This is a genomic window from Oceanobacillus arenosus (assembly GCF_003369575.1).
GTDB classification, from domain to species: Bacteria; Bacillota; Bacilli; order Bacillales; family Amphibacillaceae; genus Oceanobacillus; species Oceanobacillus arenosus.
On record NZ_PIOC01000004.1, the window covers coordinates 18742 to 42302 of the forward strand.

The following is a 23561-nucleotide window of genomic DNA, read 5'->3' on the forward strand; positions in this document are numbered from 1 at the left end:
CTGAGCGTTTCGTTATGCTATGCTTTACTTTTCTCGTAAAAAATTCACTAATTGTTCTGTTGTAAGTATAGTCGCAAACTCTTCATTTAAAGTAGCTAAAGATATATTATGTATGGTCTCGGCATCATAATAGTTATTATTTTGATCTTTCATACCAAACGCTGCTGTCGCATCTGAAATAAGATATGTATTAAAACCTAGATTCCCACTCATTCTAGTAGTTGTAGATACACAATGGGGAGTTGTCAATCCAGTTATAACTACTGTTGTTAAACCATTCGCTTTCAGATACTCTTCTAAATTTGTACCGATGAAACTACTATTAACTTTCTTGGTTATAACTACTTCACCTTTAATAGGCGCAACCAATTCTTTTATTGTAAATCCCTCATGATTTGGATGAAATATAGAATTAAGATTATCAGACTTGTGTTGAATATGTACTACTTGCCAGCCTTTCTTCCTCCATATGGTTAATATCCTACTAATGTTATTTTCTGCAGCTAAATTGTTTCTTTCTCCCCATTTTTTATCATCAAAGGCTTTTTGCACATCAACTATTATTAATACATTATTTTTATTATCCAAGATAATTCTCCTTTACGCTTATGATTCACTATCTGCTGGCTTAACAATTGCATCCGTTCTTGTCGTATAAGAAGTCTTAAGCATTCTTTACTTTCAACCATAATAACTTTCTTCACCCATCTTGATTCCTTTATCAATATAGCATTGAAACTTTTTATGAAATATGAACCTGCTCAAAGTGTTCCACTTTTGGAAATGGGTCATAAAATTTGTGTAATTGCTTTTTCCATTCTTGGTACTCTTTTGATTGTCTAAATCCAACTGTATGGTCCTCTACTGTTTCCCATTTAACTAACAGTAGATATTTCCCTTTCAATTCAATACAGCGTTGTAACTCGTGTGATATATAACCTTTCATTGAAGAGATAATTTCTGATGCCCCACGGAATGCTTCCTCATATTCAACTTCCATCCCATCCTTAACCTGTAGCATAACTGCTTCCAGAATCATTTCATTATCCCCTTTTCAAGTGACTTCGCATGTACGATTAACTGAATTAGTTTGATATCAACATAATGGAATCTTAACATAATATTGCAGTTATCCAGTAGAAAATAAATAAAATTTTCTGAAATAATCTTAAATAAAGGAACAGTGAACTATTTTGGCAATCTTATAGCTTAACAACCAAATAAAAATATAGGTACAAATCATAAAATAATCTGCACCTAAATTTGATATGTTATTTAATCTCTTCTCTTCTATAATTGAACTCGTTGATTGTAAGGGAAACTATTTCTCCCAACTGCATATCGAAGATTATATTTTTTATACCACAAGATTAGAGTACCTAAAACAATCCATCGTATGGTCATTCACCATTCCTATTGATTGCATAAATGCATAGCAAATTGTCGGTCCGACAAATTTAAATCCGCGTTTTTTTAAATCCTTACTCATTCGCTCCGACTCTGGTGTAGACGCAGGAATCTGCCCAATTTCATCCCAATGATTGATAATTGGCTTGCTTTCAACAAACTGCCATATATACGCTTCAAATGTACCGAATTCTGCTTGTACATTCAAGAATGCCTTTGCATTAGAGATAACGGAATTGATTTTTAGCTTGTTTCTTATAATTCCTTCATTTTGCCTTAATTCTTCTACTTTTGACGCATCATAGTTCTTGATGATTTCTGGGTCAAAGTTAGCAAATGCTTCTCGGTAATTCTCCCTGCGTTTAAGGATTGTAATCCAGCTTAAACCTGCTTGTGCTCCTCCAAGCGAAAGCATTTCGAATAGTTTCTGATCGTCATGAAGAGGAACACCCCATTCCTCGTCATGATAATCCAAATAAATCGGATCTGTTGTAACCCATGCACATCGTTTCTGTTCCATCTTAGCTTCCATCCAATTCTATGTCATTTTTAGCAATTGAGCTCTATTTCCCCCTATTATTTATCCGGTGACCCATTGTTTATTCCATATGCTTAGAATACTTAAAACAATCCTTTGTATGGTCATTCACCATTCCTATTGCTTGCATAAATGCATAGCAAATCGTTGGGCCGACAAATTTAAATCCGCGTTTCTTTAAATCCTTACTCATTCGCTCCGACTCTGGTGTAGACGCAGGAATCTGCCCAATTTCGTCCCAATGATTGATAATTGGCTTGCCACCAACAAATTGCCACATATATTCGTCAAATGTGCCGAATTCTGCTTGTACATTCAAGAATGCTTTTGCATTTGTGATAACGGAATTAATTTTCAGCTTGTTTCTTATAATTCCTTCATTTTGCCTTAATTCCTCTACTTTTGACGCATCATAGCTCTTGATGATTTCTGGGTCAAAATTAGCAAATGCTTGTCGGTAATTCTCCCTGCGTTTAAGTATCGTGATCCAACTTAAACCAGCTTGTGCTCCTTCGAGGGTAAGCATTTCGAATAATTTCTGGTCATCATGAACGGGAACACCCCATTCATGATCATGATAGTTCAAATAAATCGGGTCTGTTGTAACCCATGCACATCGTTTCTGTTCCATCTTAGCTCTCATCCAATTCTATGTCATTTTTATCATAAGAAATCCAGTCACTAAAGCTTCCCGGGTATAATTTCACATTGGTATAGCCAGCAGTTTTTAATGCAAGGATATTCGGACATGCCGATACACCTGAACCACAAGAGACAATAATTTCCTCGTCTTTTGGTAAGGTAGCAAAATGCTGCTCAAGCTCTTCCCCTTTTTTCCATACCCCTTCATCGGTAATTACCCCTCTCCAAAAATAACTCTTCGCACCAGGGATATGGCCAGCCTTACTATACATTGTCTCGATTTCTCCTAAGTAGCGCTCTTTTGCACGGGAGTCGATTAATATTGCTGTATGATTCTCGGTCTTTTCCTTTACTTCTTCCATTGTTACCGTTTGATCATCACGGAAATTGGGTTTAAATGTTTTCGGCTGCAATCGGCTAATCTCCCTCGTGACCTCATTTCCATCTTCAATCCAGAGCTTATACCCTCCCTCAAGGAGATAAACTTTATCATGCCCACTATTTTCAAGTAACCACCAAAGCCTTGCAGCAAACATTTCATTCCCTTGATCATAAATCACAACGGTTGTATTTGCATCAATCCCGATATTGCCCATTTTCGCAGCGAATGTCTTTCGATCTGGCAGTGGATGTGCACCACCATGCTTCTCCGCTCTTCCTGATAAATCTCGGTTTAGATCGAGATACACTGCACCCGGAAGATGGCTTTTCAAGTACATTTTCCTCCCTGCATCCGAATCATCCAGCTGAAATCTTACATCGACAATTACCGTGTTATTAAGATTGTTCTCGAGTCGTTTCTTCAATCGTTCCACACTAATTAAATTCGACATCCTTATCCCTCCAGTATTTTGCTCATGTAATATTCATCTACAAATCTATCATCCATAAATAGTGAATCTTGTTTTATTCCTTCGATTTTAAAGCCCGCTTTCTCATATAACTTTATACCCGCTATATTTTCTACGATAACAGTGAGCTCTAATCGATGAATTCCTTGGTTTAATGCCCATTTTTCGATCTCTACAAATAGCTGCGTGCCAATACCTTTTCCACGCTTATTCGCTAAAATACCAATTACTATGTAAGCACAATGCTTATTCTTAATGGTATTCCCGCCAATTGCAAATAGATAACCAATTAAATTATTATTTTCCTCAACAACAAGGATTTCCGAATTATGCTTCTTAGTAAGAGAATCTATCATGTTCAATTGCTTTTCTTCTGATATTTCCCTTTCCCCTGACCCGTAAAGCATATAGGGACTTTCCGTTTCCACTTGCCCGATCAATGTAGCTAAATTCGCTGCATCGCTTCGTAATGCTTGCCTAATCATCCTCATCATCCCAATCCATATCAATAATTATTCGCTAATCAGCGGCATTATCCTTCTAATATTATTTCATGAATACTTCGGTATGTGATAATATACAATTATATCAAAAGAAGGAGCGAATAACCTTATGAAAGACGAACTAATTAAGCGCTTTACTACATATGCAAAGATTGATACGCAATCAAATGAAGATTCGGATACAACACCTTCTACCCCAGGACAATTTGATCTGCTTCACGTCCTTGTAGAACAATTAAAGGAAATCGGCATGGCGGATGTTGAACTTGATGAAAATGGCTATTTAATGGCAACCCTTCCTGCTAATACAGATAAAGAGATCCCTACGATCGGCTTCCTAGCACACGTGGATACTGCAACAGATTTTACAGGGAAAAATGTCGCTCCGCAAATTGTGGAAAACTTTGATGGAAATGATCTTACACTTAATGAAAAATTAAATATTGTATTATCTGCGAAGGATTTCCCAGAGCTTCCAAGCTATAAAGGACAAACTTTAATTACAACAGATGGGACAACATTGCTCGGTGCAGACGATAAAGCTGGGATTACAGAAATAATGACAGCGATGAATTACTTATTGCAGCATCCAGAAATTGAACATGGTCGCATTCGTATTGCCTTTACACCTGATGAGGAAATCGGCCGTGGACCACATAAATTCGATGTGGAACGTTTCGATGCAACATATGCCTATACGATGGATGGTGGTCCACTTGGAGAACTACAATATGAAAGCTTTAATGCTGCAGCTGCAAAGGTAACATTTAAAGGAAGCAGTGTTCATCCTGGGACAGCGAAGAACAAAATGATCAATGCCGGCAAACTTGCAACAGAGTTTATCGGAAAGTTCCCTGAACAAGAAGCACCAGAATATACAGAAGGACATGAAGGCTTCTACCATCTTATTTCCATTCATGGAGAAGTAGAAAAAACGCAAGTATATTATATTATTCGTGATCATGACAGAGACAGCTTCGAAGCTAGAAAAGCGACATTAGAAAAGTATGTAAATGAAATGAAGGAAAAGTATGGAGAAGCGAATGTAGCGTTGGAATTAACCGATCAATACTACAATATGCGTGAGAAGATTGAACCAGTAATGGAAATCGTCGATATTGCTAGTGAAGCGATGAAGAACTTAGATATTAAGCCAATTATTGAACCAATCCGTGGTGGCACTGATGGATCACAGCTATCCTTCATGGGCTTACCAACGCCAAATATTTTTGCTGGCGGAGAGAATTTCCATGGTAAATTCGAATATGTTTCGGTTGAAACGATGGAAAAGGCTGCCAAAGTAATCGTAGAAATTTGCCGATTGTTTGCTAAGAAATAATAATGAAAGTCCGATTCTATTCTGGAATCGGACTTTTATTATTCCCTACCGTTCCTTCTTTTCTAATTCCTCCACTCGTTCCGTCAGCTTCTTTAGTTTTGTTTGATTATCCAATACAAAAACAAATGCGATTAAACCGAAAACAAATCCAATCACTTCCATGCTGCCACCCCTTTTATAAGCGCTTTTCTTATCTGTTTATCCTATCACACAAAGCATCCGAATCAGTTATATTATTCAATATCTATTGCACTCTGAACAGAATCTATGAGAAAATGAGTACGGCTTACAATTGCTACTTTCCAATTCCCTTGAATAGATTAGTAATATTATAATTATGTGAAGCATAAGGAGTTATTCATCATGTTTAAGAAAAAACTTACTATACTTTTCAGTTTGCTTTTGCTACTTTTCGTTCTCGTAGCATGTACAACTGAAAATCCTATTGGAAATAAGACAGATAATGAAAAAAATAATAAAGCAGAAGAACAGGGTGAAACAACTGCAGATACAAATGGGAATCCTGAAGATACTGGAACTATTCCAATTGGAGATTTACAGAAAAAGGATCAAGGAGAACAGGTCGAACTTCTGCAAAAAAGCCTAAATGAGCTTGGATACAATATAAGCGTTACTGGAATATTTGATGAAGCAACAACATGGGCGGTAACAGATTTCCAATTACAACATGGGGATCTAATGGCGTTAGGAATTTACAATGAAGAAACAGCAAAAGTACTCACAGATGCTATAGAAAAGGGCGAAAAGTTAGAGGCAGGAGCAGGTCTTCCATTCGTTGCTGAACCAGCTGCAACAGATGCGGGTACTCCTGTAATTGCAAATCCATATGACCAGCTTGCATTAGTTAATAAGGAACATGCACTGCCTGCTGAATATACTCCAGAAGATCTCGTAATACCAGATGTCCGCTTCCCGTTCACCGAGGACTTACCGAAGAAGCAAATGCGTAAGATCGCTGCACAAGCTTTGGAGAAGCTATTTCACGCTGCAGATGAAGCGGGATTAGAGCTATATGCTCAATCCGGTTTTAGAGACTATGATACTCAAGTATTTCTCTTTGCCAACTATGTAAGTGCGAATGGTGAAGAAGCTGCAAATAAATTCAGTGCTCGTCCAGGTGAAAGTGAGCACCAATCAGGTTTAGCAATGGATATTACGAGTGTCGATGTGAACTATCTTTTGGACACTGATTTTGGTGATACCGATGAAGGAAAATGGGTAAAGGAACATGCAGCAGAATTTGGATTTATTATTCGTTATCCTGAAGGAAAAGAAGAAATTACACAGTACCAATTCGAACCATGGCACTTGCGCTTTGTTGGTAAAAAAACAGCAAAGGAAATCACGGATCAAGGAATTACGTTAGAAGAATATTTTAGTGAAATTGAATAGATTATGTAGTCCTGTTCTTGCGAGAGCAGGATTTTTTTATTTCTGTTATTCCAGATAAAACGAGGTATGCGAGTTTTAACCGAGTTTATTTTGACTCCTCACTCACTTCCTTAGCAATCAACGTATCCAATGCGCGAATACGCTCTAGTGCGACTGCCTCATCGATTTTCTTATAATGATGATTCCCACCATTCTCTTCATCCGCTTCATCTGCCATTGCAACCACGCGCTGTAACGGATTGAGCTCTAGTTCACCTTTTGGTAAATAAGAATCTGTATGAAGCAAAATCGCAATTGCGATTTCCTTCGCCGCATGACGATCTTCACCAATTTGGATTAACAACTTATGAGCACGACTTGCACCTTTAATCGCATGGATATCATTTTCCCTGTAAAGGTCATAATCCCATTCGCCATCACTATACCAAGTGTAATGACCGACATCGTGCAGTAGTGCGGCCTTTGTTGCAAGGTCTGGATTAACATCGAATCGTTTAGCGAAGATATATGCATACTCTGCTACTGCAATCGCATGCGCAACACCTGAGCGATTCAAATATTTTTGTGTAATCGGATGTGTGAATACTTGCTCCAATGTTACCAAATAATCGCCTCCAATAGAATTATTTCACTGAATATAGCATGTTTTCTATTTCATTGCAATGAATGAATCCCTATTTGGGCTAGAATAAAAGTGCAAGTGCCGTTTGAGCTGTCTACGGACTGCTCCCCACAAGACGTCGAACTTCTCCTTGCCTTTTGAAATAAAGAAAAACGGGGATCGTAAGCGGTTGACTTAGATTACGGAGGTGATGAAAGTCTCGCTAGGAGCATGGGCGCTGGAGCTGGCTATTCTCAGTTATTAAGTTATCTACAGCATTAAAATTTTATGGTTTCCTGGGCTACTAAAAAGCACATCCGCGATAGGCAGATGCACTTAGAATGGTTTTAGAATCATCAATACGATTATTGTTAGAAACAGAAGATTTTCTAAATGCTCCATATGAAATAATTGCTTTGATAATTGCTTATATGAGGCTGGGATTTCTTCTCCCTTATGTTTTATTATCATTAATTTGATTGGCTTTGACCTTGGTGCTAGTAATACGGGACCAAATGCTAATGCAACCAAAAATAATAGTAAGCTAGTAGTATACCAGCCCTGTGAGAATAAGTATGTATTTAGAAGTCCCATCCCTATACCTGTAGCCAGTAATAATAATCCGCCAGTCATCGTTAGCATATGCAAGGAATTTCGGATTGCGAATGCATGCTTTAATTCTGTCATATTCTTAGGCATTGGTTTTATTACAACAAGGGTCATCATCATTCCTGGTCCCATTCCTAATATAGCTGAAATCACATGAATAAATACAAGTACATCGTATAAGCTCATTATCGTTCCCCCCAAATAGCTATTACTATCATACACTATTTGGATTGACGAAGGACCGTCATATCGCTCACATTTTCGTTATCTTTTATCAAATCATGCCAAAGATACTCACTCTATTCCGACAATATCTGATTAGCATAGTTCGTTAAATCCTGCTCATCAATTGTCGACAGTTGACGATTATTCATCCACAGTATATTACATAGTTGCAGCTATTTTCCTTGCTGAATATCCACACCAGCATCAACATAGATTCCATGTTCATCGTCATATAGAATTGAAAGTTTTTCGAAACAAGCTGCATAGTCCGCTGCCACATCCCAAGCTTTTTCAGAACCGTACATTTCTATAAGACTACTCATTGTTTCTTCCACCAAATTCCATCCACATTGGCGATATTTCCTTCATGAACAGATCATCATTTCTTCATGGTTACCAACCATAATAAGATTGTTTTCTAGATAACTTCTTGTTCTCTCCTTTATCCATTCCAACACATCAGCACTTCTTTCTGGTCCATAATTTATCATGTCACCGCCGATAATCAGTTTGTCTTTCATTTTACGAAAAGCAGTACTATATTTTCCCGAAATCAACATATGCCATTCGTCAATATTTCCCAGGAAATGACGTAATAATTTATTTTTTCACAATCGGTATCCATACCTCACTATAATAATCATCACTATTTGGATCGCCATCACTTAAATATACTTCTAACTCTGGTCCATCTGCATGTTCGTAACCTGTAGATGGGAACCATTCAGAGAATATTCTCTCCCAGACCTTTACCATTGCCACAGGCATTGATCCTTTCACAGGAAATATTGCCCAAGTTGCTTTCGAAATTTCTAGTTCCTGCCATTCAGTAGGGTATATCTCCGTTTGTTTCTCAGCACAAATGAAATATGTCATACTTTCTTGCAATGGATCAAAATCCATACAAACACCAATTAGCCCTAGTGGCCCACAATTTTTCGCAAGTGCTACAGAGAACCCATTACCGTTGGATTCATTCCAAAATGTTGTGATGTTTCGATTATTTTCCCCATTTACCGTCGAGGTTTGAATCCCTTTCCCTATCACTTGAAATGCTTCCTTCTCCATGATTTTATATTCCATTTCAACATCACCTTTTATTTGTATTTGAAACGATAGTTTTGGAAAAGCTTTTAGGAATTGGCTCCTTTTACGAGCAGCTGATGGACTGATGCCATGGATTTCCAAAAGCTTTCGCAAAAGACTTAGGCGTTTCATACCCATACTTTAGAGTAACATCAATCACTTTAGTATTCGACTGTAAAAGCTCTTCTGCAGGCATAGTAATCCTCTGATTCCGAATATTTCCCAGAAAGTGAAAGTTAAACATGTAGGAAATCGTTGCTATCTGTTCGATTTGCAAATCCCCATCTAAATGTTCTTCGATATAATCAATGCCATCAACCAATTGCTGAAGACTTTCCAGTATTATCCTCTCCCCTCTATAACTATCTTAACGATTTTATAGCCTTCATTCCTGTCCTTTTGTGCTATTCCGGGACAGATCTATGTATCCTATTTTAAATTATATGTTTATCATACACGAAAAATAGTTTATGACTCCAGCCGATTTCTTTGTCGAATATTTTTTTCAGAAAGTACTTGACTTTCATTTTGAATTATCTTAATATTAGTGTCAATAACTAAATTAGTTAATGGCAATGACGAAGAAGAGTAATCTAAATTAGTCACTAAAGAGAGCTGGTGGTTGGTGCAAACCAGTGTGAATACTTAGATGAATGGGCTTCCGAGCTTCCAAACCGAACGATAATTCAGTAGGCTTTGGCGAACATGTCTCATCGTTACACGAGACGAATATTAAGCATTGCTTGATATTGCTAAAGTGAGCTGATTTTCAGCTAATAAAGGTGGTACCACGGTCCCTCGTCCTTTTAGGATGTGGGGCCTTTTTGTATTTTTATAAAGTACTAACAGCATTTATAAGTAATAAATAAATCTATGATTAAGAGAAGTAGGTAATCTTGAAGCATAACAGAGAGCTGGTGTTGGTGGGAATCCAGTATGTGAATGATTACTGAATGGACTTATGAGAGGTTTTCCGAACACTCCATTCTGGATCAGTAAGAAAACACGTGATTCCGACGTTACACGGATAGGATATCGGATGAGTATTTTCCTGTATCTGAAAGAGATGAAAAGAATTTCTTTTCAACAGAGGTGGCACCGCGGTCCAATCGTCCTCTATAAGCACATGATAATTGTGTTTATAGAGGACTTTTTTTATTTATCTAAAAGAAAGGGAGCTATCAAATGGAAAATACTGGTGACAACGAATACTCCTTCAAATCAACAATACGAAAAGCAGGTGACATGACACCAATTGATATCTATCGGCAATTAACAGGAAAGAAAAAGTTCTTGCTGGAAAGCACGTTTCAGCATCAGAAAAAAGGCAAATTTTCTTTTATCGGTGCAAACCCACATCAGGAAATCATCGGGAATGGGCATACAACAACAATTATTAACCATGAGAAGCAGACAAAAGAAAAAATCCAGCAACATGCACTCGATTACTTAAAAGAGCATCTTCCGAAAATTGAACTCGACTTCCCCTTTCCATTTTATGGCGGGGCAGTTGGCTATATTGGCTATGACTCGATTCGATTGCATGAAGATATCGGTGATACGTTACCGGATGACCTCGATATGCCGGATATTCATTTCATGGTATATAAGGATATCATCGTCTTTGATCACGCAGATGAGTCACTCTGTTTAATCGTTCTGCAGCATGGACTAGATGCTGACAATATATTGGCTGAGCGACTCAACTTGCTTCAGAGAACATTAAGCAACCCAGCTGTACCAATGGCCGAACAGGAGGTAACGATTGATTTCGAAGCGGAAATAACGGAAGAAACGTTTCTCGAAAATGTCAATATAGCAAAGAAGCATCTGGAGCAGGGAAATGTCTTCCAAGTTGTTTTATCACAACGTTTCTCAGCAAAAATAGATGGTGACCCACTCTTATTCTACCAAAAGCTGCGTGAGGCAAATCCATCACCATACATGTTTTACATTGACTTTGAATCCTATCTCTTACTTGGAGCGTCACCTGAGAGTCTAGTACAAACAACAGGCCAAGAAATCGTAACGAATCCAATTGCTGGAACAAGAGTACGTGGGAAATCGCAAGTCGAGGATGATGCTCTAGCTGAAGAATTACTAAAGGACAAGAAGGAAATTGCGGAACACCGAATGCTCGTTGATTTAAGCAGAAATGATCTTGGACGCGTGTGTGAGGTTGGCAGCATTACGATTCCAACCTATATGACAATTGAAAAATACCAGCATGTCATGCATATCGTTTCCGAGGTAAAAGGTGTACTGCGTAAGGATCTATCCAGCATCGATGCTTTAATTGCTTGTTTACCAGCTGGAACGGTCTCTGGTGCACCCAAGATTCGCGCCATGCAATTGATTAACGAATTGGAAGATAAGAAACGTGGCGTTTATGGTGGCGGCATCGGGTTTATTAACTTTAATCATGATTTAAACATCGCGCTTGCAATCCGATCGCTCGTAATTAAAGATGGGCTGGCCGTTTTACAAGCAGGAGCAGGAATTGTTTATGATTCCATTGCCGAAATGGAGTTCCAGGAAACATTAAACAAAGCAAAATCAATTATGGAGGTGAATCATTATGATTCTGTTAGTGGATAACTACGATTCATTCACCTATAACATTTACCAATATGTTGCAGCTGAAAATGAGCAAGTAATAGTCATTCGAAATGATGCCATTTCATTACACGAAATAGCTGCAATGGATTTAAAAGCGATCATCATATCCCCAGGTCCTGGATTACCAGATCAAGCAGGAATTTGTGTAGAATTGGTACAAAGATTTTATAAGAACATCCCAATTCTTGGAATCTGTTTAGGTCAACAGATTATCGCCGAAGCATTAGGCGGAAAATTGCGACTTGCCAAGGAAATTAAGCATGGGAAAACATCGCACATTACCCATGATGAGCAAGGTCTTTTCCAGGGACTACCAAATCCAGCTGAGGTCATGCGCTACCATTCATACGTTGTCGATGAATTGGGTGTCCCAGAAGAATTAGATGTTGTTGCGAAAGCAATTGATGACGATGAGATCATGGCAATTATGCATAAACAGTACTCCGTTTACGGTGTTCAGTTTCATCCTGAGTCAATCGGCACGGTAACAGGAAAGCAAATCATTCGAAACTTTTTGGCGAAAATCAGAGAGGAGAATTTACATGAGGAACTATCTGGAAAAATTAATTAACCGGGAAAACCTGACAACAGAGGAAATGAAAGCAGCAGTACGTTACTGTTTTAAGGAAACAGCAACAGATTCCGAAATAGCAGCTTTTTTAACAGCCCTGCAAGCAAAGGGAGAAACCGCAGATGAAATTGCTGGGATCGTTGATGTCATCCGTGATGCGTCCTCCTTCCAAGCGTCAGCCATTACAGATGCGATGGATAACTGTGGAACTGGTGGAGACAAATCCTACAGCTTTAACATCAGTACTACCTCAGCATTCGTTCTTGCTGGTGCAGGTGTAACTGTTGCAAAGCATGGAAACCGCAGTATCACAAGTAAATCAGGAAGTGCAGATGTCCTTGAGCAATTAGGGGTTTCTCTCTCCTTCTCAAAGGAGCAAATTGAGGAGTTGCTTCAGGAAAATCAGATTGCCTTCCTATTTGCACCAAATGTCCATGCAGCATTGAAGCCCTTTACAAAGGTAAGAAGAGAATTACGGATTCCTACAATTTTCAATGCAATCGGACCATTAACGAATCCAATTGCACTAGAGTCACAGCTGCTTGGTGTTTATCGACAAGAACTAATGCCAATTCTAGCGGAGGCCTTACACAAATTGGGAAGAAAACGTGCTGTTGTCGTAAATGGTGCTGGAAATGTCGATGAAGCAACACTAGCAGGAGAAAACCAGCTTATTTTCCTTGATGATGGAAAGCTCACTTCATTTACACTTCGTCCAGAAGATGTTGGTTTACCGTACTATTCAAAAGATGAAATTCGCGGTGGAGATGCAAAGCAAAATGCAGCGATTTTACTTGATGTGCTAAAGGGGAAAAATGGCGCTTACTATAATACAACCATTTTAAATGCCGGAATTGGCATATTCGCAAACGGCAAAGCTGAAACCATTGAGGATGGAATCGAGTTTGCACGTGAGAGCATTGATTCTGGAGCGGCATTAGCAAAATTAGAATATCTAATTAATTACAGTAACAAAATTCCAAGCGAGGTGTTTTAATTGTCCATCTTAGAACAAATTTTAATTGAAAAAGAAAAGGAGGTTACAGCATTAATCGGTCAAACCTTTGTCCCTAGTAATTCGAAAAAGATTACTACTTTTAAAGAGAAGGTACAAGCTGCAAATACGATATCGGTTATTTCTGAAATTAAACGTTCCTCCCCATCAAAGGGAGAAATAAAAATGACAGTCGATCCCGTAACACAAGCGAAACAATATGAAGCAAATGGTGCTGCAGCCATTTCCGTTCTAACTGACAAACCCTTTTTCAACGGGACAATCGATGACCTACGTGCTGTTAGAGAGGCAGTTGATTTGCCAATACTATGCAAGGATTTCATTATCCATCCTATTCAGATTGATCAAGCAAAGGCTGCTGGGGCATCGATTATTCTATTGATCGTTGCTGCATTATCAACGACGGATTTAGAGAATCTCTATTATTATGCTACAAGCTTGGATCTAGAGGTATTGGTTGAGGTTCATAATGAAGAGGAAATGGAAACAGCGCTGCAATTAGATCCAGATATAATTGGCATTAATAATCGTAATTTAAAAACATTTGAGGTCAATTTGGAAACGACTGAAAAGCTTGCAGCAATGGTAACAAACCCAAACACAATCTTGATTAGTGAAAGTGGTATGAAAACCACAGCAGATGTTGTACGCGCAAGAGATGCTGGGGCAAAGGCAATATTAGTTGGAGAAACGCTAATGCTTGCAGATAACCTGGAACGGACCTTCGACGAGCTAAAAGTCGCACTGCCGGCGGAAAGGGCGAAATAAATCATGCTTGTAAAAATATGTGGAATCACTACAAAAGAGGCTGGTGCAGTAGCTACTCAATCTGGAGCGGATTTTATTGGCTTCGTATTTGCCGAGAGCAAGCGGAAAATTTCACCTGAAGCTGCTAGCGAGATTGTGAGATCACTCCCCTCTTCTGTTGAAAAGGTAGGCGTCTTTGTAAACGAAACGGTCGATAGAATGATTGAAGTCGCGAAAATCGTTGGCCTAGATTATATTCAGCTACACGGTGAGGAACCAGCAGATGTAGCGAAGGCATTACCCTATAAGATCATAAAGGCATTTTCTGTCACTAAGGAAAATGCTAGCTCCATCGAATCCTTTCCATGCGACTATTATTTACTCGATAGTCCTAAGGGAGAGTATCATGGTGGAAACGGGATAACGTTTGACTGGAGCATGATTGACCTGCTTTCCATTCCAACTGAGAAGATATTATTAGCTGGTGGACTAAATGCAGATAATATCACGGAAGCAATCAGACTTGCACAACCCGCTGGAGTTGATGTATCTAGCGGTGTTGAAACAAATGGAATAAAGGACAATGAGAAAATCAAGCGATTTATTACACTTGCTAAAAACAATTGAAAGGATGATACCATTGACAACCTACACAATGCCAGATGAAACCGGAAGATTTGGTAGTTTTGGAGGAAGATTTGTTCCAGAACTATTAATGCCCGCACTACTAGAATTAGAGGAAGCATATGAAAAGGCTAAAAACGATCCGCAATTTACCGAGGAATTAAACTATTATTTGCAGCAATATGTTGGAAGGGAAACACCGCTTTACTTTGCAAAACAGTTGACCAAAGAGGTTGGTGGGGCAAACATTTATCTTAAACGTGAAGATTTAAATCATACTGGTGCACACAAAATTAATAATACGGTTGGTCAGGCCTTACTGACACTTAGAATGGGCAAGAAAAAGGTTGTTGCCGAAACTGGCGCAGGTCAGCACGGAGTTGCGACCGCTACAGTATGTGCGCTTTTCGGTCTCGAATGCATTGTATTTATGGGTGAAGAGGACATTCGCCGGCAAAAACTGAATGTGTTTCGCATGGAATTATTAGGCGCAGAAGTACGCAGCGTCTCCCAAGGCAGTGGAACCTTAAAGGATGCAACGAATGAAGCATTACGTTACTGGGCGAGCAATGTGAATGATACCCATTATATTTTAGGCTCTGCGGTTGGACCACATCCATTTCCGAAGATTGTTCGTGATTTGCAATCTGTAATTGGCAAGGAAACAAAGCAACAAATCGTCGAACAAACCGGAAAACTACCAGATGCAATCGTCGCCTGTGTTGGTGGTGGCAGTAATTCAATTGGCATGTTCCACCCATTTATCAAGGATGAATCTGTAAAACTAGTTGGCGTCGAAGCTGCTGGGGCAGGTATTGATTCGGATCAACATGCCGCTTCGATCACAAAAGGCCGAAAAGGGATTTTACATGGAACGTTATCGAATCTCCTGCAGGATGAAAATGGGCAAATTACAGAGGCATTCTCCATCTCTGCCGGACTTGACTACCCTGGCGTGGGGCCAGAACATAGCCACTTAAATGAGACTGGCCGGGTCCACTATACCGCGATTACGGATGCAGAGGCATTAGATGCATTTCAAGCCTTATCTAGAATTGAAGGAATCATTCCTGCACTAGAGAGTGCACATGCGGTCGCCTATGCGTTGAAGCTCGCAAAGGAAATGGACACAAATCAAACATTGGTTATTTGCTTATCCGGACGCGGGGATAAAGATGTAGAGCAAGTAAAAAATCGATTGGAGGGAAAATAAATGGGTAAAGAAAGAATTGAACAGAGCTTCCAGGAAAAACAAGCAGCAGGACAAAAGTTATTCATTCCTTATATTATGGCTGGTGATGGTGGCCTGGATATTTTAGAGGACAGAATTAATTTTTTAGCTAAAAGTGGGGTCGCTGCCGTTGAACTTGGCATCCCCTTCTCGGACCCGATTGCTGATGGACCAACGATTCAAGCAGCAGGAGGGCGTGCATTGGCAAATGGCACAAGCTTGAAAGCAGTGCTCGATCAACTACAAAGCTTTGTAGCAGCAAACACCGCCGTACCAATTATTTTAATGACCTATTTAAATCCAATTTATAACTATGGGATAGAAAAATTTGTCGCAGACTGTGAAAAATCCGGTGTTGATGGCATCATCATCCCAGATTTACCAATGGAGGAAGAAGAGCTGATTGCTGGAGTTTTACAAGAGCATTCCATTGCCTTCATCCGCTTAGTTGCCATGACAAGTCCGAAAGAGCGAATGATTGAAATAGCAAAACGATCGGAAGGCTTCCTATATGCCGTTTCCGTTATGGGAACAACTGGCGCACGACAGTCGCATGGTGCGAATGTCCAAGACTATTTAGATACATTGAAAGAAAATAGCCCTGTTCCCGTTCTAGCAGGATTCGGTGTTTCCAGTATTGAGCAAGCACATGAACTAAGCGCACATTGTGACGGTGTTATTGTTGGCAGTAGGATTGTGGAGTTATTTGATCAAGGGCAGGATGAAGAAGTCAGGAAATTGATTCAGGGAAGCATTGAGGTTGGAGTACGGAGGTAACTCGATTTGATTGGTAGGGATCAAAGGGATCAAGGTAAAATTTGTCGAATATCAGCGGGAAAACAGACGATATCAGCCTGAATGCTAATTATATCAGCGTGTTTGAGGTAAATATCAGCTGTTTTTCAATTATACCAGTATTTTCTAACTTTCCCTCCATGCAGCAAATAAAGCAGGCGAGCCGTTATAGTGCTCTCCTGTTTTATTTTCGACAAGATTCAGCAAAACTCGGGAAGTGACAGGCACCAAAAAAAAGGGAAAGCCAGTGATCAGTTGGCTTTCCAAGAAAAGAGCGAATCATGGGTTGTAAGGATAATCTAAATCTAAGTCAAGTCTTGTCTAGATTCTATATATTTATATTCCAGATAACTTCTTCTGTATAGACCTCACCCCTATTGCATTCACACATTTTATGATTTGTTCCACGCTCAATCGACCACTAAATCATAAATATTTACACCATATATTTCTTTTTCCTGCCCACTATCTCGATCTTCAACGGTTCCTACATACAAGATATCACCAGAATTTAAATCTGCCACCATGATCGGTGACTGTGTTTCACGATCAATCTGTGAACTTACAATATATAATTTATCATCGATTATTTTAAACATCGGCCAATTCATTTGTAAATCCATATCTGTCTTTGGAATTTCAACCGATTGCTTACTTTCCGTCTCACCATTCTCGATATTATAAACGATTAACTCTAGTCCAGTTTCCGTCACTTCGATAAAATGAAGCTTGGAATTATTGACGATAATTTCACCTGGAGTATCCCGCATTTGCTTCATCAATTGCTCAGCTTCATCAGGTATTTCAATCCTTTTCTGTTCACCTGTTTCAAGATTATAGGTCAAAAATTCACTGCCAATATATTCTGGATAATAGTCTGGATGTAAATTTTCATCCTCTAGATTGATATCCTCCACGTAAACCATTTCAAAAACAAGATATTTCTCGCCGCTGAGTTCATCATAATCATTCATTAACCGCACATAATCTAGCTTTCCATGCTTCCCTTCTTGCTCTGCCCCGATAATCTCATCTTTCACTAGTGTTTGCTCGGTTAGATTGAAGTGATAAATATGAACCTCATCAGAATTAAATTGATCACTTCTGAGTGCATTAGTAGTTGTTACCTTCAGGGTGCCATCTATTACCCGTACATCATTGATATACACATAATTATAGTTTTTCTTTTCTGGTACATCTACTGTAAATGCAGACCTCTCCTTCGACTCCTTATCTAATACTTCAATATCAATGGAAAAGTCACTTGCCTCCCCACGGTGATACTTAAACTCGACTTCTGCATATGCTAATATTCCCTCGTCCTCATACAGTTCAGTGATATCTCCCTTTCCACGCATGAAGCTACGATAATCTGACTGAAGCTGCTTAATTTTAGAATTCGTGTAGAAACCAACCAAACGATCAACATATGACAACTCATCTTGATACTTACTTCCTTCTGTACTAATTATCAAATCATCCATTTGATAATTGCTATGTAGCGAAATATTTTTGAATACTGTTTCGTCCCCACTCTTTGTCGTAATTGCAAATTCCGGGTTAGACTTCCCTGCAAATGCTGCTTGAATGTAAAATGCACCAATCGCCAAAATGACAACTAAAATAATAGAAATAGACTTCCAATAACGTATCATTTTTCTCCCTCCTCCTATACAGTAACTTTCTTATTTAATAAAAGTTTACTTAACCAAATGGACATAGCGGTAACTAGAATACCTAGGATAATTTCAATTACAAATATTTCCTCTGTATAAAAGAAACTCGCTTCAAATCCAATCTCATAAATAAGAGGTGCTAGAAATATTATGGATGCGATTGCACAATAAATGATCCCCAGAAGAGCACCCTTCCACCGGAAACTTCTCTCAAATAAAATTGCTGTAAACAGAATGAAAACGACCATAAAGCCAATTCCATAATTAATGATAAATTGAATAAACGAATCTGGAATTAGAATGAATAGGTAGCTATTATTATTGATAATCTCGCTGACTGTCATATCAATGCGAAAATCAAATGGAACATTCCACTTAAGTAGCATACTCTCAATTGGCAGAAGAATCAGCTGAACCGAAACTAAACCGAACACCATTATAAATATTGCCGTAGCCTTTGATAATAGAATATTTAATCTCGAAGTCGGCAGCATCAATAAACGATAAATAAATGTATTCTTGCCAACCCAATCCCGATACCAAATAAAGAAGATGTAAAAGATAAATGCTGCAGCACATAAAGCAATTGGGCCTATAAACCAGATACTTCCGACAACATCCATCATACCCATTTCTCCGTATTGCTCAATAAACTGCTCCAGCGGCAAAGAATCTACGAAAATAACCTCATTTGCATTCGCTACATAGTTTTTTGCCATCACAATAACACCAATAAGCTGTGATAAAATCGTAATACCAATCAACACGAGGTAGATTTTCATAAATCTCCCAATCTCAAAGTTAACTAATTTCAGATAACGCTTCATCCTCGATAAACCTCCCTCATCACGTCAACTACAGATTTTCCTTCGTCTTCACGCATTTCTTCTGTTCTAAACTCTTTTAGTACAACCCCGTTATCCAACAACACGACTTTATCAATCAGATGCTCGATATCATTAATCTCATGTGTCGTAATAACAACACCACGATCTTCTACTAAATGACTTGTGAAAACATCAGCAATCTGTTCTCTACTAAAAATATCGATTCCGGAAAAAGGCTCATCCATTAAAAGATAGTCCACATCCAGTGCAAGTCCAAGCAGTAAATTCACTTTCGCAGTATTTCCTTTAGATAAGCTTGAGATCTTTTCTTCTTGTTTCAATTTAAAAAATCGGAGCAATTCTGTTGCACGCGCTTGATTCCAGCTCTTGTAATAATCCTGCATAAACTGCATTGCTTCTGCTATTGTCATGGTTGGAATCATCGTTATCGCATCGGGAATAAACGTAATTTTTTCATACATATCCTTACTCATCTTTTCGCCATCGATAAGAATTTGCCCGCTATCCATTGGTGTTAAATTCATAATTCCCTTTAGTATTGTTGTTTTACCAACACCATTAATACCGATTAGGCATGTTATTTCCCCCTTATTTGCAGTAAATGAGACTCCGTTTAATATTTGCTTGCGCCCAAACCTTTTCTTTAATTCTTTTGCCTCAATCATGCTTTATCCCCCTTATATTTCTCCTGGATTAATCCGACAACTTCATCGAGCGGAACATCGATTGGCCGAATCGCGGCAATAAAGGAATCAATTGCCTGTCCAATCAGTTCCTCCCTTACTGCTCCTAGAACTTTCTCATCCTTTGTGATTTTACTTGGGCTATTTCCCTCGGTATAAATCAATCCCTGTTCCTCCATTTCCTTATATGCTCGTTGGGCCGTATTCGGATTAATCTTTAGCTGGTTCGCTAATTCTCTTCGCGATGGAATTTCTTGACCTGGTTCGAGGCGCTTCGTTGCAATTTGTTCTTTAAAATGCCGTATAACTTGCAGATAAACAGGCTCGCGCTTATTTAAATTCACGTTCATAGCAACGACTCCTTTCCTTCTCATAGTTGCATTGCGTATTAATATGTTAGTACACGACTTGTAAAAAAAGTGTATTAATGATTTGATACGCTTCTGAATGTATTATATGTTTAATACACTATTTATGTCAAGGAAATTTTTTAAAAGCTCATTTTGTATTATTTGTTGATATTTAAATAAGCTGCGAACCAAGTTAAAGTGATGGGTGCTCTCAGGCTGGTCGCTCCAGAAATGCACTACGCTTTTTACGGGGGGGGCTGGTAAGCCTCTATCGCGCTTCGTAGTCACCTAGGCTCTTCTTCCCGCAGAAGTCTCCGTGCATTTCTTCCGCTGGGGATAGTGCAAAAACCAGCAAAAGAGTAGCTAAACTACTAACTATTGACGTTTGTGGCGAAGGAAATGGTACTTCGTGTGAAAACAGCAATGGCTGTTCAGATTTCAAGTCATAATTATAACTATATCAACTTCAATTATCCACTACTCTATTACTTACAATAGGCAAATGACCAGGTCTTATATGGTAAAATGGATGTAAGAATCAACTACTGAGGAGAAATAACTACTTATGAAACTAGTATCTTGGAATGTAAATGGAATTCGTGCATGTGTGCGAAAGGGATTTTTAGATTATTTTCATGAAGTGGATGCAGATACTTTTTGCATTCAAGAATCAAAATTACAAGCCGGTCAAATCGAGTTGGATTTAGAAGGCTATTATCAATATTGGAATTATGCTGAGCGTAAGGGCTATTCTGGTACTGCTGTTTTCACAAAGAAAAAGCCTCTTTCAGTAAAATACGGTGTTGGAATGGAAGAAACCCAGGATGAAGGACGTATTATTACACTGGAATATGAAGACTTCTATTTAGTGAATGTGTATACTCCCAACTCGAAGCGCGATTTAACAAGACTTGATTACCGTTTAGAATGGGAGGACGCACTCACCCTCTATTTAAAGGAATTAGATGGGATTAAACCAATCATTTATTGCGGTGATTTGAATGTAGCCCACCAGGAAATCGATATCAAGAATTATAAAACAAACTATGGAAACTCTGGATTTACACCGGAAGAACGTGGAAAAATGACAGAGTTACTTGAATCCGGATTCGTTGATAGTTTACGCTACTTTTATCCGGATAAGGAAGATATATACACATGGTGGTCTTATATGAAAAACATTCGCGAACGAAATATCGGTTGGCGTATTGATTATTTTATTGTATCCGAGCGAATCAAAGATCGTTTAATCAATTCGTACGTGCATTCACATGTACTCGGCAGTGATCATTGCCCAATCATGCTCGAAATAAATTGAATGTGACCATTATTAATACTCCATTCATATTGTCTAGCTATATAGAATTATTGCCTCTAATAGTTGGGAAGGCTTGGTGGGACAAGCCAGGATCGCCACACCAAACCAACTATCCAAAATCAACAAAGGCTGTCATCAAGGTGACAGCCTTCTTTTTTTCATTTTCCAAGTATTTTCTCAGCACTTTCATTAAGCTTATCTATATCTACTGGGGGAATTTGTTCATCATTTAATTCATATTCCTGCTTTAATTCAATGATTCGGTACACACTCTCATCAATTCGTTCCTCGGGTATTTCTCCTTTTTCAACTGCTTCTTTAATCGCATCGAAAGCCGCGACAATATTTTGATACTCATGCGCCACAAGGATAATATCGTTCCCTGCCTTCAGCGCTTCAACTGACGCAGGACCGATTTCATAATGATCGGTTATTCCCTCCATTGTCATATCATCCGTCATAATAACCCCATGATAATGAAGCTGCTCCCGTAGCAAACCTGTTACGATTTCTTTAGACATGGAAGATGGATAATCAGGATCTAACGCTGGTAATAAAATATGCGCAATCATGATAACATCCGCCCCATTTTTTATCGCATACTCGAACGGGACTAATTCAAGCTTATTAAGTTCATCAAGTTTTTTATCGGCGATTGGCAATTCTAAATGGGAATCAACAGCGGTATCACCATGCCCAGGAAAATGCTTTATAACAGGAATGAGCTGCTGTGATTGGAGACCCTTCATTGTTAGTGTTCCAAGCTCACTTACGATATTAGGATTATCACTAAACGCTCGATCTCCAATTACCGGATTATCCGGATTACTATTCACATCAAGCACTGGAGCGAAGTCGAGATTAAAGCCATAAGCTCGAAGCTGCCATGCAAGTAACGTACCAATCTCATACGCAAACTGTGAATCATTTTGTGTCCCTATCTCGCTAGCTTTAGGCGTAGGAACTATATCTCCTGGTAACCTTGAGACATCTCCGCCTTCTTGATCCGTACCAATAAACATCGGGAATGCATTTCCGGAATTCTCCACTTTTAAATGATTGACTAAATCCACTGTTTGTTCAGGGTTTTCCATATTATCCGCGTATAAAATAATGCCACCAATCTTATAGTCTGTTATTAGACTTATCGTTTCATCGGATACAGATGTGCCGGAAATTCCACTGAAAAGCATTTGTCCAATCTTTTCATCCAAACTCATATTATTTATTTTTTCATCAACCACTAATTGATCTACATCTACTAAAGTAACGAGTGATGTGTGATGTATAACAGGATTTGGATTATCATCAGTCGGATTTGGGAAAATTAACTTTAATTGAAAATCCTCGCTCACATCATAAATTAGGATAATCTGATCAAAATCATCGTCGCGGTAATAACGAATATCATCCGCTTCTCCCTTCGTCTGCTCAATATCATTAAGGGAGATATCCGAAAGTTCTTCCTTGTCATACGAACGTAGATCAACAATCCGATCTTGTTGATAACCTATATGAACATTTCTGGACGGGTATTCGGAATAATCCTTGCTTTCCGCTTCTATTTTAGTTTCCGGTTCTCCCCATTTTGCCGTTACTTCCTGCTCCATTGTCTCACCAAGAACGAAGGGTACTCCAGGGATTTTCCCCTTCTCAGCCTGTGCATAAATTCCATTGATTTTATTTTTTACTGGTTTTTTCGTATGACCTGGTTTGGGTAGTACATAGTCATAATTCATCTCACTTTGTTCTTCCACATAGGTGCCTTCTTCGTCTTCATTGGTAATAAATTGATCACCAATAATAAAGACAAAGACAATCGGTATAATAATGTATAATAGTTTCTTTATCATATTAAATTCCTCCATCA

General features: G+C 38.7%; 26 protein-coding genes and 2 other annotated features. Of the genes, 10 read left to right on the top strand and 16 right to left on the bottom strand.

The features are described 5' to 3' along the window. Nucleotides 1-24 precede the first annotated feature (24 nt). The 6 genes from CWR48_RS03675 to CWR48_RS03700 form a co-directional block, all read right to left on the bottom strand. Nucleotides 25-588 (bottom strand): cysteine hydrolase family protein, encoded by a 564-nt coding sequence (locus CWR48_RS03675; protein ID WP_115771696.1) that lies wholly within the window; start codon nt 586-588, stop codon nt 25-27. A 154-nt stretch (nt 589-742) separates the two neighbouring features. Continuing rightward, entirely contained in the window at nt 743-1039 is a 297-nt protein-coding gene (locus tag CWR48_RS03680; protein ID WP_115771697.1) for an antibiotic biosynthesis monooxygenase family protein, read from the bottom strand. Nucleotides 1040-1357: 318 nt separating this feature from the next. Beyond that, nucleotides 1358-1927: a DNA-3-methyladenine glycosylase I gene (locus CWR48_RS03685; protein WP_115771698.1), complete on the bottom strand. Its 570-nt coding sequence runs from the start codon at nt 1925-1927 to the stop codon at nt 1358-1360. Between the two features lie 79 nt (nt 1928-2006). Next, nucleotides 2007-2576 (bottom strand): DNA-3-methyladenine glycosylase I, encoded by a 570-nt coding sequence (locus CWR48_RS03690; RefSeq protein ID WP_115771699.1) that lies wholly within the window; start codon nt 2574-2576, stop codon nt 2007-2009. Between the two features lies 1 nt (nt 2577). Further along, nucleotides 2578-3420 carry a sulfurtransferase gene (locus CWR48_RS03695; protein WP_115771700.1) on the bottom strand — a complete coding sequence of 281 codons (843 nt, stop codon included), beginning with the start codon at nt 3418-3420 and terminating at the stop codon, nt 2578-2580. A gap of 2 nt (nt 3421-3422) precedes the next feature. Then, a complete protein-coding gene (locus CWR48_RS03700; RefSeq protein ID WP_115771701.1) occupies nt 3423-3923 on the bottom strand; it encodes a GNAT family N-acetyltransferase in 501 nt (166 codons plus the stop codon). Nucleotides 3924-4050: 127 nt separating this feature from the next. On the opposite strand from CWR48_RS03700, the gene pepT reads away from it, so the two are divergent. Together pepT and CWR48_RS03710 are read left to right on the top strand one after the other, a co-directional pair. Beyond that, the gene (gene pepT, locus CWR48_RS03705) at nt 4051-5280 is read left to right on the top strand and encodes a peptidase T (RefSeq protein ID WP_115771702.1); all 1230 of its coding nucleotides are present in this window, start codon (nt 4051-4053) and stop codon (nt 5278-5280) included. Nucleotides 5281-5643: 363 nt separating this feature from the next. After that, on the top strand, nt 5644-6693 hold the full coding sequence (locus tag CWR48_RS03710; RefSeq protein WP_115771703.1) for a D-alanyl-D-alanine carboxypeptidase family protein: 1050 nt from the start codon (nt 5644-5646) through the stop codon (nt 6691-6693). Nucleotides 6694-6778: 85 nt separating this feature from the next. Here CWR48_RS03710 and CWR48_RS03715 read toward each other — a convergent pair whose 3' ends face one another. The 5 genes from CWR48_RS03715 to CWR48_RS20710 form a co-directional block, all read right to left on the bottom strand. Next, nucleotides 6779-7297 (bottom strand): HD domain-containing protein, encoded by a 519-nt coding sequence (locus CWR48_RS03715; protein WP_115771704.1) that lies wholly within the window; start codon nt 7295-7297, stop codon nt 6779-6781. 333 nt (nt 7298-7630) lie between these two features. Further along, nucleotides 7631-8089, bottom strand: coding sequence for a DUF2269 family protein (locus tag CWR48_RS03720; RefSeq protein WP_115771705.1), 459 nt, complete (start codon nt 8087-8089; stop codon nt 7631-7633). 212 nt (nt 8090-8301) lie between these two features. Continuing rightward, nucleotides 8302-8451 carry a hypothetical protein gene (locus tag CWR48_RS20295; protein ID WP_170140688.1) on the bottom strand — a complete coding sequence of 50 codons (150 nt, stop codon included), beginning with the start codon at nt 8449-8451 and terminating at the stop codon, nt 8302-8304. Nucleotides 8452-8493: 42 nt separating this feature from the next. After that, nucleotides 8494-8688 carry a hypothetical protein gene (locus tag CWR48_RS03725; RefSeq protein ID WP_115771706.1) on the bottom strand — a complete coding sequence of 65 codons (195 nt, stop codon included), beginning with the start codon at nt 8686-8688 and terminating at the stop codon, nt 8494-8496. A gap of 40 nt (nt 8689-8728) precedes the next feature. Then, nucleotides 8729-9211 carry a GyrI-like domain-containing protein gene (locus tag CWR48_RS20710; RefSeq protein ID WP_245976709.1) on the bottom strand — a complete coding sequence of 161 codons (483 nt, stop codon included), beginning with the start codon at nt 9209-9211 and terminating at the stop codon, nt 8729-8731. A 569-nt stretch (nt 9212-9780) separates the two neighbouring features. After that, nucleotides 9781-10023, top strand: a binding site (T-box leader). Nucleotides 10024-10078: 55 nt separating this feature from the next. Then, nucleotides 10079-10334, top strand: a binding site (T-box leader). A 65-nt stretch (nt 10335-10399) separates the two neighbouring features. Here CWR48_RS20710 and trpE point away from each other — a divergent pair. The 7 genes from trpE to trpA are packed head-to-tail and all read left to right on the top strand — an operon-like array spanning nt 10400 to nt 16798. Next, a complete protein-coding gene (trpE, locus tag CWR48_RS03735) occupies nt 10400-11812 on the top strand; it encodes an anthranilate synthase component I (RefSeq protein ID WP_245976710.1) in 1413 nt (470 codons plus the stop codon). After that, the gene (locus CWR48_RS03740; protein ID WP_115771707.1) at nt 11793-12404 is read left to right on the top strand and encodes an anthranilate synthase component II; all 612 of its coding nucleotides are present in this window, start codon (nt 11793-11795) and stop codon (nt 12402-12404) included. The genes trpE and CWR48_RS03740 overlap by 20 nt, the downstream gene beginning before the upstream one ends. Then, the gene (gene trpD / locus CWR48_RS03745; RefSeq protein WP_115771708.1) at nt 12376-13401 is read left to right on the top strand and encodes an anthranilate phosphoribosyltransferase; all 1026 of its coding nucleotides are present in this window, start codon (nt 12376-12378) and stop codon (nt 13399-13401) included. The genes CWR48_RS03740 and trpD overlap by 29 nt, the downstream gene beginning before the upstream one ends. Further along, nucleotides 13402-14187 (top strand): indole-3-glycerol phosphate synthase TrpC, encoded by a 786-nt coding sequence (gene trpC / locus CWR48_RS03750; protein ID WP_115771709.1) that lies wholly within the window; start codon nt 13402-13404, stop codon nt 14185-14187. A gap of 3 nt (nt 14188-14190) precedes the next feature. Further along, entirely contained in the window at nt 14191-14793 is a 603-nt protein-coding gene (locus CWR48_RS03755; protein ID WP_115771710.1) for a phosphoribosylanthranilate isomerase, read from the top strand. Nucleotides 14794-14806: 13 nt separating this feature from the next. Continuing rightward, a complete protein-coding gene (gene trpB / locus CWR48_RS03760) occupies nt 14807-16003 on the top strand; it encodes a tryptophan synthase subunit beta (protein WP_115771781.1) in 1197 nt (398 codons plus the stop codon). Beyond that, nucleotides 16004-16798 carry a tryptophan synthase subunit alpha gene (gene trpA / locus CWR48_RS03765; protein ID WP_115771711.1) on the top strand — a complete coding sequence of 265 codons (795 nt, stop codon included), beginning with the start codon at nt 16004-16006 and terminating at the stop codon, nt 16796-16798. Between the two features lie 428 nt (nt 16799-17226). Here the strand turns inward: trpA and CWR48_RS03770 are convergent, their stop codons facing one another. The 4 genes from CWR48_RS03770 to CWR48_RS03785 are packed head-to-tail and all read right to left on the bottom strand — an operon-like array spanning nt 17227 to nt 20373. Continuing rightward, entirely contained in the window at nt 17227-18471 is a 1245-nt protein-coding gene (locus CWR48_RS03770) for a hypothetical protein (protein ID WP_115771712.1), read from the bottom strand. A gap of 14 nt (nt 18472-18485) precedes the next feature. Continuing rightward, nucleotides 18486-19319 carry a hypothetical protein gene (locus CWR48_RS03775; protein WP_115771713.1) on the bottom strand — a complete coding sequence of 278 codons (834 nt, stop codon included), beginning with the start codon at nt 19317-19319 and terminating at the stop codon, nt 18486-18488. Continuing rightward, nucleotides 19316-20005, bottom strand: a complete 690-nt coding sequence (locus CWR48_RS03780; RefSeq protein ID WP_115771714.1) for an ABC transporter ATP-binding protein — start codon at nt 20003-20005, stop codon at nt 19316-19318. The genes CWR48_RS03775 and CWR48_RS03780 overlap by 4 nt, the downstream gene beginning before the upstream one ends. Beyond that, on the bottom strand, nt 20002-20373 hold the full coding sequence (locus CWR48_RS03785) for a GntR family transcriptional regulator (protein WP_115771715.1): 372 nt from the start codon (nt 20371-20373) through the stop codon (nt 20002-20004). The genes CWR48_RS03780 and CWR48_RS03785 overlap by 4 nt, the downstream gene beginning before the upstream one ends. 565 nt (nt 20374-20938) lie before the next feature. Here CWR48_RS03785 and CWR48_RS03790 point away from each other — a divergent pair. Beyond that, nucleotides 20939-21691 carry an exodeoxyribonuclease III gene (locus tag CWR48_RS03790; protein ID WP_115771716.1) on the top strand — a complete coding sequence of 251 codons (753 nt, stop codon included), beginning with the start codon at nt 20939-20941 and terminating at the stop codon, nt 21689-21691. Between the two features lie 158 nt (nt 21692-21849). Here the strand turns inward: CWR48_RS03790 and nagZ are convergent, their stop codons facing one another. After that, entirely contained in the window at nt 21850-23544 is a 1695-nt protein-coding gene (gene nagZ / locus CWR48_RS03795) for a beta-N-acetylhexosaminidase (protein ID WP_170140690.1), read from the bottom strand. Between the last annotated feature and the right edge of the window lie 17 nt (nt 23545-23561).